This is a genomic window from Microbispora sp. H10830 (assembly GCF_014161375.1).
Taxonomy (GTDB): Bacteria; Actinomycetota; Actinomycetes; order Streptosporangiales; family Streptosporangiaceae; genus Microbispora; species Microbispora catharanthi.
In genome coordinates, this window is record NZ_JABBWX010000005.1 from 294763 (window position 1) to 307575 (window position 12813).

Genomic DNA, 12813 nt, shown 5'->3' on the forward strand with positions numbered 1-12813 from the left:
CGCTGGGCGGAGCTGGGGCGCGCGCAGGACCGAGGGCTTCGTCAGGCTGCGCGCCTGCGAAGTACTACGAGAATCCCACCGCTATGCATGGCTACACGATGTCCGATGGAGCGCCTCCACGTCAAATCATCTGGGACGCCCGTCTCGCCATCCAAGACACCCGCAACGGACTCCCAGGTTATGTCACCGGCGCCCCTCCAGCGTCCCGGAAACCGGCTAGGCGGTGTTCTGGAGGGTGGTGGTGGGCATCAGGGAGTCGACGCCGCGTGCGGTCATGGGGCGGGCCACCAGATAGCCCTGGCCGCGCGTGCAGCCCATCTTGCGCAGCAGGTCGAGTTGCTCGGGACGCTCGATGCCCTCGGCGACGACGATCAGGCCGAGGTCGTTGCCGAGTTGCACGATCGTCTTCGTCAGCAGGGTCAGCGTGTCGTCGCGGCCGAGCCCGGAGACGAACGACGGGTCGATCTTGATCATGTCGACCGGCAGCTGGCGCAGGAACGCGAGCGACGCGTAGCCGGTGCCGAAGTCGTCGATGGCCAGCCGTACGCCGAGAGTCCTCAGCTCCGACAGCCTGCTGATCATCTCCCCGGCGTCCTCGACCAGCATCTCCTCGATGACCTCGAGGGTCAGCGCGCTGGCGGGCAGTCCGCTCTCGCTCAGCGCCTCCGCCACGGTCTCCACGAAGCGCGGCGCCATGATCTGCCGTGCGGACAGGTTCAGCGCCAGCCCGATGTCCCAGGACGACGCGCGCCAGGCCGCCACCTCGCGGCACGCCTCGCGCAGAATCCACTCGCTGAGCGGCACGATGATCCCGGTGTCCTCGGCGGGCCCGAGGAACTGCTCCGGCGGCACGAACGTGCTGCCCCGCCACCAGCGCACCAGCGCCTCGACCGCGGTCACCCGCGACGTGGCCAGGTCGACCACGGGCTGATACTCGATCGCGAACTGGTTCTCCAGCAGCGCCCGCTGCAGGTCGGAGGCGATCTCCAGGCGGCGCAGGACGTCGGCGTGCATGTGGGTGGCGAAGACCTCCACCCGGCGCCCGCCGAGCTCCTTGGCCCGCGACATCGCCACGTCGGCGTTGCGCAGCAGGTCTCCGGGCGGCAGGTCCTCCTCGGCGAACGCCACACCGACGCTGGCCGTCAGCGCGATGTCCCGGTCCGCGACCCGGAACGGCTCGTTCGAGACCGCGCGGACGAGCCGCTCGGCCAGGTCGATGGCGGTCTGGGCGTCGGCGCCGCCGGACGCCCCACCCTCCAGCAGCACCGCGAACTCGTCCCCGCCCCATCGGGCGAGCGTGTCGTCGGCCCGTACGGCCGAGCGCAGGCGGCGGGCGGCCTGGCCGAGCAGGTGGTCGCCGCTGGCGTGGCCCACGGAGTCGTTGACGGAGGTGAAGCCGTCGAGGTCCAGGAAGATCACCGCGGTCCCGCCGGCGCCGCGGCGGGTGAGCACGTCCCGGGCGCGTTCCTCGAAGTAGGCCCGGTTGGGCAGCCCGGTGACCCCGTCGTGGAAGGTCAGGTGGGTGACCTGGTTGCGCAGGGCCACCTGGTCGCTGAGGTCGCGGATCGTGACCAGGACGAGGTCGTCGTCGCGTACGTGCCGGGCGGCGACGGACTCCGTGGGACGCCAGGTGCCGTCGGAGGCGCGGAACCGGCAGGAGATGCGGGTGCCGCCCCCCTGCTCGGGCCCGTCGTCGTCCTCGTCCGTCATGCGGTCGAGCAGGGCCTGTACGGCCGGCAGGTCCTCGGGGTGGATGTAGTCGAAGATCGGCCGGAAGGCGAGGTCCTCGGGGCAGTAGCCGTACGTCGTCTCGAGGCCGGGGCCCACCTCCTGGATGACACCGCCGGGGTCGCACACGAGCACGACGTCGCCGGTGTTCTCGGCCAGCCTGCGCAGCTGCTGCTCGCCGACGTCGACGAGGCGGCGCATGCCCGCGGTCTCGACCAGGAGCACGAACAGCCGGCCGAGCAGGACGAGGACGACCGAGGCGGCCACGACCGCCAGGGCGGCGTCACGGCTGTTCCCGATCGCGTACAGGGTGGCGACCAGCGTGGCGGCGGCGACCAGCACGAGCGGGGTGGCGGCCGTCAGTGCGGCGGGCAGCGGCCTGGCCGGCCGGTCCTCCTGCACCCACGGGGCGACGGCGAGGACCAGCAGCATGGCCGGGACGACGAGCCCTGCCGCGAGCGGCGGTGTGTCGCCGTCGAGACGGGCGAGGGCCGTGGCCATCTCGGCCACCGTTATCGCGGTGAGCACCCCTACGCCGGTGAGCCCGACCACCCGGTTGCCCGACCGGGAGGCCGCCACGGCCGGTGTCACGGCGCAGGTCGCGAGCAGGCAGACCACGGGCAGCGCGAGCGCGACGAAGAACGCTCCGGTGTCCTCCGCCTTCCTGAACGCCGGGCCGAGCACGGCGACCCAGGCCACGGCGAAGACCGACGCCGCGCCCAGGTAGGCGTCGGCCGCCTGGCGTATCACCCCGCGCGTGAACGCGGGTGGTTTCACCGACATGCCGCAGCCGATCGCGAGCAGCACCGACCCGACGAGCATGAGCAGGTCGGCGAACGTGAGCACGAACGGCGTGCCGTCGGCCACGGGACGTACGCCGACGCCGAGGAGCCAGGTCAGCGACCCTGCGGCCATCCACCGCCAGGCGCCTGGCTGGCGCCGGTGGGCAGGGACGACGCGGGAGGCGGCCATGATCAGCGAGATCGCCGCGAGCAGGCCGGTGACGACCCCCGCGATCGCGGTCACGACCGGCGCCGAGCCTCCGGTGACCAGGGCCACGACGACCGCCACCGCGCCGAGCCCGGCCGCGGTGGTGAGTGGGACCCGGGGGTCACGCCTGACTTTCACGCGCGTCGCCTCTGCACCTGTCGCCGCTTCGCCGCCGGCCGTCGTGTCCTCCGGGGTTTCGGCGGAGGCCGGAGTCGCATAACCGTCGCCGGGTTCGGTGGGGTGTGTCATCACTGCCCCTCCCGTTCTCGACTCGGCTTTACTCTCCCTGTCACATGGCCAGTGTGCGCACAGCCGCTGATCGAGAGGGGGACAACAAGCGAGTCGTCACCGATCTGATAACCAGCCGCGCACGCTGAGCTCCACCGTACGCACCCCAGGTCACGAGGCAGCCACGTTCCGGAATCCTTAATGGAGCGGTCAGTAATGCCCGGTGATCATGTTATCGAGTGGACGGCCCGTCAGATGACGGATCACCTGTTCCCGCACCAGCCTCCGCGTACGCCGTACGGACGCGGGCGTGCTGCCGGCGATGTGCGGGGTGATGAAGACCCCCGGCGCGGTCCAGAGCGGGTGATCGGACGGCAGCGGTTCGACGGGGGTGACGTCGAGCGCGGCCCGCAGCCTGCCCGTCCTCAACTCGGCCAGCAGCGCGTCGGCGTCCACGACCGACCCGCGCGCGGCGTTCACCAGCAGCGCGCCGTCCTTCATCCGGGCGAGGAACTCGGCGTCCACGAGACCGGTCGTTCCCGTCGTGGCGGGCACCAGCAGCACGACCACGTCCGCGGCGGGCAGCAGCGCGGGCAGTTCGTCCTGGCCGTGGACGTTGTCCCTGGCCGTGCGCGCCACCCGGACGATGTCCACCTCGAATCCGGCCAGACGCCGTTCGAGCGCCTCGCCGATCGAGCCGTACCCGACGATCAGCACGGTGGAGTCGGCGAGGACGCCGGTGTGGTGGTAGGTCCACTCGCGTCTGGCCTGGGCGGCCGCGAAGCCGGGGAACTCCCGCAGCATCGCGATCATGGCGCCCACCGCCCACTCGGCCGTGCCGGCGTCGTGGACGCCCCGCGCGTTGCACAGGACCGCCTTCGGCGGCACGTGTGGCAGGTAGGGCTCGACCCCCGCCGTGACGGTCTGCAGCAGGCGGAGGCTGGTCATGCGGCCCAGAAGGCCGGGGATGTCCGGCACCGGGACCAGCGGAGGCACCCAGATCTCCACTTCCTCGGGCGGGCCGGGCGGTGGCGTCCTCCCGTCGTACACGGCGCAGTCGAGGGCGGGGAGCCCTTCGGGAAGCTCCGTGAGTGCGTCGGCGATGTCCTGTGATGCGACCCAGATCTTCACGAGGAACAACCTAGGGAACCATCGCCCCCGCCAGCGAGTATGGGTACGTGAGGAGGTCATCGGGGATGGCGAACAGGCACGGTGTGGGCGCGGCGCTTCTGGGGGCGGCCCTTCTGACGGCGACTGTGGCGTGCGCGCCGGGTGAGGAGGGCGGGGGCAGGACTCCCCCGCCGCTGCCCGCCGCGAGCGACGTCACGGGCGCCACTGGGGGTGGCACTGCGGGTGGCACTGCGGGTGTGACTGGGGGCACGACTCCGGGTGCCGCCACGGGCGGCGGTGAGACGAATGTCACTCCGGCCGCGCCGCGCACACTGGTCACCGGTCTGACGGTGCCCTGGGCGATCGCGTTCCTGCCCGGCGGCGACGCGCTGGTGACCGAGCGCGAGTCGGCACGGCTGCTGCGGGTCACACCGCGCGGCCAGGTCCACGAGGCCGGCGTGATCGAGGGGGTGTCCGCGAGCGGCGAGGGCGGCCTGCTGGGCGTGGCCGTCTCGCCCCGCTACGCCGCCGACCACTTCGTCTTCGTCTACTTCACCGCCCGGAACGACAACCGGATCGTCCGCTACCGCTACGACGGGCGGCTCTCCGACCGCCGGGTGATCGTCAGCGGCATCCCGAAGGGGGCCATCCACAACGGGGGCCGCCTCGCCTTCGGCCCGGACGGCTACCTGTACGCCTCGACCGGGGAGACCGGCGAACGCGGCATGGCCCAGGACAGGAGCTCGCTGGGCGGCAAGATCCTGCGCATGACGGCGGACGGCCGGCCCGCCCCGGGCAACCCCTTCGGCACCCTGGTGTGGACTTATGGGCACCGCAACGTGCAGGGCCTGGCCTGGGACGACCGGGGGCACATGTACGCCACCGAGTTCGGCCAGAACACCTACGACGAGATCAACCTCATCGAGAAGGGCCGCAACTACGGCTGGCCGGAGGTCGAGGGGGTGGGCGGCCGGCCCGGATACACCGACCCGCTGCTCACCTGGTCAACCGCCGAGGCGTCGCCGTCCGGCCTCGCGTACGCCCGGGGGGCGCTGTGGGCCGCGGCGCTGCGCGGCGAGCGCCTCTGGCGCGTGCCGGTGGACGCCTCGGGCCGCGTCGGCCGTCCCGCCGCGCTGTACACGGGCGAGTACGGCAGGCTGCGCGCGGTGGCCGCGGCGCCCGACGGCACGCTGTGGGTGAGCACCAGCAACCGGGACGGGCGCGGATCCCCCAGGGACGGCGACGACCGGATCCTGGTGGTGCGGCCCTCCTGATCAGCGCCTCCTGATCAGCGCCTCTTGATCACCGGCAGACGACCTCGGCCTGGGCGCGGTATGAGGTGCGGAAGGTCTGCCGGGAGACCACCTCGCCGTCCTGCCGCAGCACCCGCGTCACCGCTGCGGTGAAACCGGGCTGCCCCTGTGTCGCCACGCAGCCGGACCCGTGACCGGTAACGGCGGGCAGCCAGACCTGCTGCCCGACGGCAGGCCCCTGCAGGTCCACGTCGTATCGCTTGGTGCTCCACAGCGTCACGGTCAGCGAGGTGCCGGTGGCGGACGCCTGGACGAGCACGCCGTACGGCGAGTCGTTCCTCCAGCGCAGGTCGGGGCCGGGGAAGGACACGGCGGCCTCGGTGCCGACCGGCAGGTGAGAGGCGTGGACCTCGGGCGGCGTGTGCTCGGCGACCCGAAGCCCGGCACGGATCACGGCGTTCATCAGGGTGGTCGCGACCTGGGCCGTCCCGGCCGCCTCGGTGCCGGCCCGGCCGTGGATCATGGTGGGGCCGATGCCGTCGAAGCCCGCGGCCGCGGTGCGCGGGCCGACGACCTCGTTGAACGAGAACGTCTCCCCGGGTTCCACCAGGCGGCCGTCGAGGAGCGCGGCGGCCGTGCGGATGTTGCCCGCGCTCTGGGGGCAGCAGGCGTAGGAGGTGGTGAAACGGCCGACCTCCTCCCGGACCCCCATCCGCTGCGCCGCGTCGTCGGTGATCCGCGGCGGCCCGTTCACGACCGACACGGCCACCGTACGGCCGCCCCCGTCGAGGGCGGTCAGCACGTCGGCGGCGAGGCGGTCGGTGTCCACCCGGTCGCCCGGTCTGCCGGGCACCAGGACCGGCCGGCCGTCCTTGATCGTGAAATTGGCGTCGCGGGCCACCCGCGCGGAGCCGACCAGCGCGGGCTCGACGCCGGCGACCGCCGCCTCGGCGTCGAAACGCGGCCGCAGGACCGCTCCTTCGGGCGCGAACGTCAGGTGCCGCGCCAGCGTGGCCGGCGACAGGCTGACGGCGAGGGAGCCGTTGGTCAGCGTGAGCGGCGCGGCCACCGCACGTCTGGCCCAGCGCAGGGCGCGCCGCACCTCGGCACGGGTGATGTGCGGCAGATCCCGCATCGTGGGCACCACGATGACGGCCTCCGGGTGGAGATACCCCCTGACGATCTGGTCGGCCGTCGCTCTCCTGTCGATGACGCGGCCCACCCGTGGATACGTCGGGACCGGGGTGACCCCGTCGAACGTGACGTCGCCCTCGCGCCCCGGGCGCTCCAGTGGCGCGGCGACGATCCTGGCCACCGCCTCGTCGAGTCTGCGGCGGTCCACCGACACGACGGGCTTCACCTCTTGGCTGCCGGTCAGCGCGCTCCACACCTCCGGCGGGCTGGGGAAGCCCGCCGGCGCGGCGCGGACCGTGGCCTCGGCGTCGAGCATCAGACCGGCCTGCTGCGGGTCCACGGTCAGCCGCCGCGCGCCCTGCCGTACGATCATCGGCGTCCTGGCCTGGGCGTACAGCCGTTCGCGCAACGTGGCGACGGCCTCGGTCCTGCCCTGTCCGCCGATGTCCACACCGAGCACCGTGGTGCCGGGAAGGACCTTCCCCGCCATGGAGATGGCCGGCACGAGATAGAGCGCCAGGAGCAACGCCGCAAGGCCGATCAGCGCACGACGGAGCGCACGGCTCTGGGGAACGGGGTCCAGCAGTTCGAGGTCCGGCGGCGGGACGACGGCGGGTTCCTCGCGCACCGGGCGCTCCGGGACCCGCCACGGCTCGACCGGCGGAGCCGGCGGCGGGAGGTTTCCGTTACCGGACGGTTTGGCGGCCGGAGCGGCGGGAGCGAGAGGTTCGGCGAAGATGTCGGCCGACACCCCCCGGGGGAGGGCCGAGACCCCGCGGGGCAGCGAGCTGACGCCGCGCACCGGGTGTTTACGCGGAGGAGCGGACTCCGCCCCGGACGGATCCGTGGGCGGGTCGACGGACGCTCCGGCGTTGCGCACGCCCCGGTCTCCTCCAGCTCAAGGTCAACAACGATCAGTTAACCCTAAAACACCCTCTGCTGGATATGTCCCGAAGCAACACCTTCCGCGCTCACGCGGGAGGGGATCCGGGCCCGCACAGGCCGACGGCCGGCCACGCGGAACCGTGGCCGGCCGTTCTCACGCCCTGCTGCGAGTGGCCCTTGACGGCGCCTCAGCCGATTCCCACGGCGAGGCGGCGTCGGTCAGGACTCCCCTTCAGCCCTGGACCCCGAGCTTCTCCAGGATCAGCTCACGGGCCCGGCCCGCGTCCGCCTTGCCCCGGCTGGCCTTCATGACGCCGCCGACCAGCGCGCCCACGGCAGCGATCTTCCCGCCGCGCACCTTCTCCGCGGCGTCGGCGTTGTCCGCCAGCACCTGGTCGATGATCGCCGAAAGCTCGCCCTCGTCGCTGACCACCTGGAGACCACGCTTCTCCACGACCTCGTCCGGGCCGCCCTCACCGGCGAGCACGCCCTCCAGCACCTGGCGGGCCAGTTTGTCGTTCAGCGCGCCGGAGGCGACCAGCTCGGTCACCCGGGCGACCTGCGCCGGGGTGATGGGCAGGTCGGCGAGCACCGTGGCCGACTCGTTGGCCCGCCGGGCCAGCTCGCCCATCCACCACTTGCGCGCGTCGGCGGCGGGAGCACCCGCGGCCACCGTCGCCTCGACCAGGTCGATCGCGTCGGCGTTGTGCATCGCGGCCATGTCCAGGTCGGACACGCCCCACTCCTCCTGGAGCCGCTTGCGCCGCGCCGAAGGAAGCTCGGGCAGCGCCGCCTTCAGCGACTCGACCCAGGCCGGGTCGGGCGCGATCGGCAGCAGGTCGGGCTCGGGGAAGTAGCGGTAGTCCTGCGCCTCCTCCTTCGACCGCCCGGAGGTCGTCTGTCCGGTGTCCTCGTGGAAGTGGCGGGTCTCCTGCACGATCCGGCCGCCCTCGGCGAGGATGGCCGCCTGACGCTCGATCTCCCCGCGGACCGCCCGCTCGACGCTGCGCAGCGAGTTGACGTTCTTGGTCTCCGTACGGGTGCCCCACTCGGCCGAGCCGCGCGGCATCAGCGAGACGTTCACGTCGCAGCGCAGCGAGCCCTGCTCCATCCGCACGTCGGACACGCCGAGCGAGCGCATCACCTCGCGCAGCTCGGTGACGTACGCGCGGGCGACCTCCGGGGCGAGCCGGTCGGTGCCCGCGATCGGCTTGGTCACGATCTCGACGAGCGGGATGCCGGCCCGGTTGTAGTCGACGATCGAGTAGTCGGCGCCGTGGATCCGCCCGGTCGCGCCTCCGACGTGAGTGGACTTGCCGGTGTCCTCCTCCAGGTGCACCCGCTCGATCTCCACGCGGACGGTCTTCCCGTCCACCTCGACGTCCAGGTAGCCGTCCGTGCACAGCGGCTCGTCGTACTGGCTGATCTGGTAGTTCTTCGGCATGTCCGGATAGAAGTAGTTCTTCCGGGCCATCCTGCACCACGTCGCGATGGTGCAGTTCAGCGCGAGGCCGATCCGGATCGTCGACTCGATCGCCTTCTCGTTGGCCACCGGCAGCGAGCCGGGCAGCGCCAGGCACACCGGGCAGACCTGCGTGTTCGGCGGGGCGCCGAAGGCCGTCGGGCAGCCGCAGAACATCTTCGATGCGGTGCCCAGCTCGACGTGCGTCTCCAGCCCCAGCACCGGCTCGAAGCGCTCCAGCGCCTCGTCGTACGGCATGAGCGTCGCGGTATCAGCCATGCTGGTAACCCAGTCCTTCCAATGCTTCGATCATGTCATTCCACCATTGCTGGAAGGCGGGCACCTTCCGCAGTTCAGCGATGCCGGCGTTCTCCGCTACCGAGAGATAGAAGTTCCGGAGCGCGCCTTTCTTCTTCGGGTTCAGCCCCGCCTCGTCCCTCAGCAGCGCATCGATGGCCACCTTGGGATCGGGGCATGACTCGACCTCGGATCCCGACACGGGTTCCCGGCTGAGCCGACGCAGATTGAGCGCTTTCACGAGGGCCGCCCCATCGGCGAGCAGCCATGCCTCCGTCTCCCTCATCGGCACGACTGCGACCAGAGGCTCGCCGAGATCACTTGCACTGTAAGCCTGCCGGATACGTCCCAGGACGAGTTCCGACTTGGCCGGTGGGGCGCCGTCATGATGGTAAAGAACCACGTCGAAGGTGCCCCGCTCCGCCTTCAAGGTCTTGATCACCGTCTCCGGATGCTGGTTGCCCGCCTCGGGAAGGGGCCGCACCTCCTGAACCTCCCGGCAGGCCGGGAAGAACTCGACCACGAGTTCCTCCAGGGCCCTGCGCAGCAGGATCGGCAGGAACCAGTCGTCCGACGGCCCTTCTCTGATCAGGACGCAGCTCAGGCTCCGCATCAGACCGGCTCCTCCACTCCGGCCCGGAACTTGTCGAGTTCGGAATCCGTGACGCGCGACCACCGCTCGCCGTCCACCCGCACTGGCCCGGCGTCCTCCCGCAGCCGCCGCACCCGGCTCACTCGGCTGGCGATCCCGCCCTCCAGAACGGTGGTCATGTCGAGGAACGCGATGTTCTCCCGCGGTACCGCGTCAAGTACCACCGGCGAGTGACTGGTGAACAGGGCCTGCCGTTGCAGGGGCCGGTCCAGGCCGGACATCACGGCTTCGCCGTCGTCCGTGACGAGCTCCCGGGCGAGACCGAGCAGCTGCCGGAGTCTCTCCGGGAAGACGCCGTTCTCCGGCTCCTCAATGACCGCGGTTCCACCGTCATGCAACGCGGCCAGGATCGCCAGCATGCGCAGCGTGCCATCGGAGGCGAACTCAGCGTCCAGCCCCCGATCGTAGGGCGAGGCGAACTCGAGCCTGACGTCCCTGCGGCGCTCGTCCTCGACGATCTCGAAGTCGCTGATCTCCCTGACCAGTCCGACGAGGTGCATCTTGATTTCGCCGACCACGCCGAGCGGCCTGTTCTCCGACGCCGTCTCACGCGCCAGAAATCTCAGGTAGTTCGGAAGATTTCGACCGGTGGAGTCCAGACGACGGGGTCCGCCGAGCTCACTCGCCCCACGCAGGGAGCCCGCTTCCAGATGCAGGGACCTGACCTCGGCGAGTTCGTGCTCGATCCGCCGTACGATCTCCCAGTCCGGCTTGTGAGATCCGGAGAAGTACTCCAGCGCGGACCTTCCCTCCGGCACGACCCACTCGCCCTCCATGAGGGGAATGACACGGTCCGGCGGCGACAACGAGACGAGCCGCTGCGTCTCGATCGTGATCCCTTCGAGCTCGCCTTCGGGTACTGCCCATGCGAACAGCACCTCCCAACGCCAGCGACTGCTCGGCGAAGAGCGCTGCGCCGGGAGAAGGAGTTCCAGAGCGAAACGCATCCGGTCGACGCGGGTGCCGTCGCCACGCTTTCGGAAAAGTCCTCGCGCGTCGCCGCGCACCTCCGACACCGCCGCGTCCACTCCGCGGGTCCCGGCGGTCGCGACGAACGTCAGCGCATCGAGGAGGTTCGACTTGCCGCTGGCGTTGGTGCCGATGAGCACGAGGAACGGAGGCAGATCCAGCGCGAAGTTCTCGAACGACTTGAAGCCGTCGATCTCGATGCGGGTGATCATGCCGCCGTTCCCCTCCCCTCGGCGACTAGAGCGCGGGCGCGCGGGACAGCAGCGGACCGCCCCACCGGCTCTCGAAGGCCTTCTCCACGGCGGCGCCGACCCGATAGCAGCGGTCGTCGGCCAGGACCGGGGCCATGACCTGCAGTCCGACCGGCAGGCCGTCCTCGTCGGCGAGGCCGCACGGCACCGAGATCGCCGCGTTGCCGGCCAGGTTGGTCGGGATCGTGCACAGGTCGGCGAGGTACATCGCCATCGGGTCGTCGGCCCGCTCCCCGATCGGGAACGCGGTGGTCGGCGTGGTCGGCGAGACCAGCACGTCCACCTGCTGGAAGGCCGCCTCGAAGTCACGCATGATCAGCGTGCGGACCTTCTGGGCCTGCCCGTAGTAGGCGTCGTAGTAGCCGGACGACAGGGCGTACGTGCCGAGCATGATGCGCCGCTTGACCTCAGGGCCGAAGCCGGCCGCCCGGGTCAGGGCCATGACCTCCTCGGCGCTGCGGGTGCCGTCGTCGCCGACGCGCAGGCCGTACCGCATGGCGTCGAAGCGGGCCAGGTTGGACGAGCACTCCGACGGCGCGATCAGGTAGTACGCGGGCAGCGCGTAGGAGAAGGTCGGGCAGGAGACCTCGACGACCTTGGCCCCGAGCGACTCCAGCAGTTCGACGGCCTCGTTGAACCGGGCGAGGACGCCGGGCTGGTAGCCCTCCCCGCCGAACTCCTTGACCACGCCGACCCGCATGCCCGCCACGTCGGCGTGCCGCGCGGCCTCGACGACCTGCGGGACCGGCGCGTCGATCGAGGTCGAGTCGAGCGGGTCGTGACCGGAGAACGCCTCGTGCAGCAGGGCCGCGTCGAGCACGTTGCGGGCGAAAGGACCGGGCGTGTCGAGCGAGGACGCGAACGCGATCAGCCCGTAGCGGGACGAGCCGCCGTAGGTCGGCTTCATGCCGACGATGCCCGTCACCGCGGCGGGCTGGCGGATCGAGCCGCCGGTGTCGGTGCCGGTGGACAGCGGCGCCTCGTAGGCGGACACCGCGGCCGACGAACCGCCGGAAGAACCGCCGGGAATCCGGGTCAGGTCCCAGGGGTTGTGCGTCGGTCCGTACGCCGAGTTCTCCGTGGACGACCCCATGGCGAACTCGTCCAGGTTGGTCTTGCCGAGGATCACCAGGCCGGCCTCGCGCAGGCGGCGGGTCACGGTCGCGTCGTACGGCGGGCGCCAGCCTTCGAGGATCTTCGAGCCGGCGGTCGTCGGCATGCCGGTCGTGGTGAACACGTCCTTGTGCGCGATCGGCACCCCGGCGAGCGGGCCGAGCGTCTCGCCGGCGGCGATGCGCTCGTCGATCGCGCGGGCCTGCGCCAGCGCGGACTCCGTGTCCACGTGCAGGAAGGCGTTGACCTGGCCGTCGACCTCGGCGATCCGGTCGAGGTGGGCCTGGGCGACCTCGACGGCGGTGACCTCTCGGGAGGCGACCAGCGCGCCGAGTTCGGCGGCGGTCTTGCGAATCAAGCTCATTCTTCCTCCCCGAGGATCCGCGGCACGCGGAAGCGGTCGTCCTCCACGGCGGGCGCGCCGGACAGGGCGCCTTCGGGCGTGAGGCCGGGCCGTACGTCGTCGGGCCGGAACACGTTGGTCAGCGGAAGCGCGTGCGAGGACGGCGGAATGTCGTCGGCGGCCACCTCCGCGACGCGGGCGACGGCGCCGACGATCTGGTCGAGCTGGGCGGCGAAGTGGTCGAGCTCGTCGTCGGCCAGTGCCAGCCGGGACAGCCGGGCGAGGTGAGCGACCTCATCGCGGGTTATGGCGGACATGAGTCGTCGAACCCGTTTCATGATGGAGATTGGACCTACCCATCCTAGGGCTCGCCGCCGAGCGGGGCCGACCCGACGACA

9 protein-coding genes are annotated in these 12813 nt (G+C 71.4%); 1 reads left to right on the forward strand and 8 read right to left on the reverse strand.

What is annotated here, in order from left to right:
* Positions 1-216 precede the first annotated feature (216 nt).
* Together HHX35_RS16165 and HHX35_RS16170 are read right to left on the reverse strand one after the other, a co-directional pair.
* Positions 217-2856 (reverse strand): EAL domain-containing protein, encoded by a 2640-nt coding sequence (locus HHX35_RS16165; RefSeq protein ID WP_310739128.1) that lies wholly within the window; start codon positions 2854-2856, stop codon positions 217-219.
* A 300-nt stretch (positions 2857-3156) separates the two neighbouring features.
* On the reverse strand, positions 3157-4077 hold the full coding sequence (locus tag HHX35_RS16170) for a 2-hydroxyacid dehydrogenase (protein ID WP_310739129.1): 921 nt from the start codon (positions 4075-4077) through the stop codon (positions 3157-3159).
* A 65-nt stretch (positions 4078-4142) separates the two neighbouring features.
* On the opposite strand from HHX35_RS16170, the gene HHX35_RS16175 reads away from it, so the two are divergent.
* The gene (locus tag HHX35_RS16175) at positions 4143-5330 is read left to right on the forward strand and encodes a sorbosone dehydrogenase family protein (protein WP_182899614.1); all 1188 of its coding nucleotides are present in this window, start codon (positions 4143-4145) and stop codon (positions 5328-5330) included.
* Between the two features lie 28 nt (positions 5331-5358).
* Here the strand turns inward: HHX35_RS16175 and HHX35_RS16180 are convergent, their stop codons facing one another.
* From HHX35_RS16180 to gatC, 6 genes are all read right to left on the reverse strand, one after another.
* Complete coding sequence (locus HHX35_RS16180) at positions 5359-7323, reverse strand: VanW family protein (RefSeq protein WP_182899615.1); 1965 nt, start codon at positions 7321-7323, stop codon at positions 5359-5361.
* Between the two features lie 237 nt (positions 7324-7560).
* The gene (gene gatB / locus HHX35_RS16185; RefSeq protein ID WP_182899616.1) at positions 7561-9069 is read right to left on the reverse strand and encodes an Asp-tRNA(Asn)/Glu-tRNA(Gln) amidotransferase subunit GatB; all 1509 of its coding nucleotides are present in this window, start codon (positions 9067-9069) and stop codon (positions 7561-7563) included.
* The gene (locus HHX35_RS16190; protein WP_182899617.1) at positions 9062-9700 is read right to left on the reverse strand and encodes a DUF4276 family protein; all 639 of its coding nucleotides are present in this window, start codon (positions 9698-9700) and stop codon (positions 9062-9064) included. Before HHX35_RS16190 ends, gatB begins: the two co-directional genes overlap by 8 nt.
* The gene (locus tag HHX35_RS16195) at positions 9700-10920 is read right to left on the reverse strand and encodes an AAA family ATPase (protein ID WP_182899618.1); all 1221 of its coding nucleotides are present in this window, start codon (positions 10918-10920) and stop codon (positions 9700-9702) included. Before HHX35_RS16195 ends, HHX35_RS16190 begins: the two co-directional genes overlap by 1 nt.
* 25 nt (positions 10921-10945) lie before the next feature.
* Positions 10946-12436 (reverse strand): Asp-tRNA(Asn)/Glu-tRNA(Gln) amidotransferase subunit GatA, encoded by a 1491-nt coding sequence (gatA, locus tag HHX35_RS16200; protein WP_182899619.1) that lies wholly within the window; start codon positions 12434-12436, stop codon positions 10946-10948.
* On the reverse strand, positions 12433-12732 hold the full coding sequence (gatC, locus tag HHX35_RS16205; RefSeq protein ID WP_030506108.1) for an Asp-tRNA(Asn)/Glu-tRNA(Gln) amidotransferase subunit GatC: 300 nt from the start codon (positions 12730-12732) through the stop codon (positions 12433-12435). The genes gatA and gatC overlap by 4 nt, the downstream gene beginning before the upstream one ends.
* Positions 12733-12813: the final 81 nt, after the last annotated feature.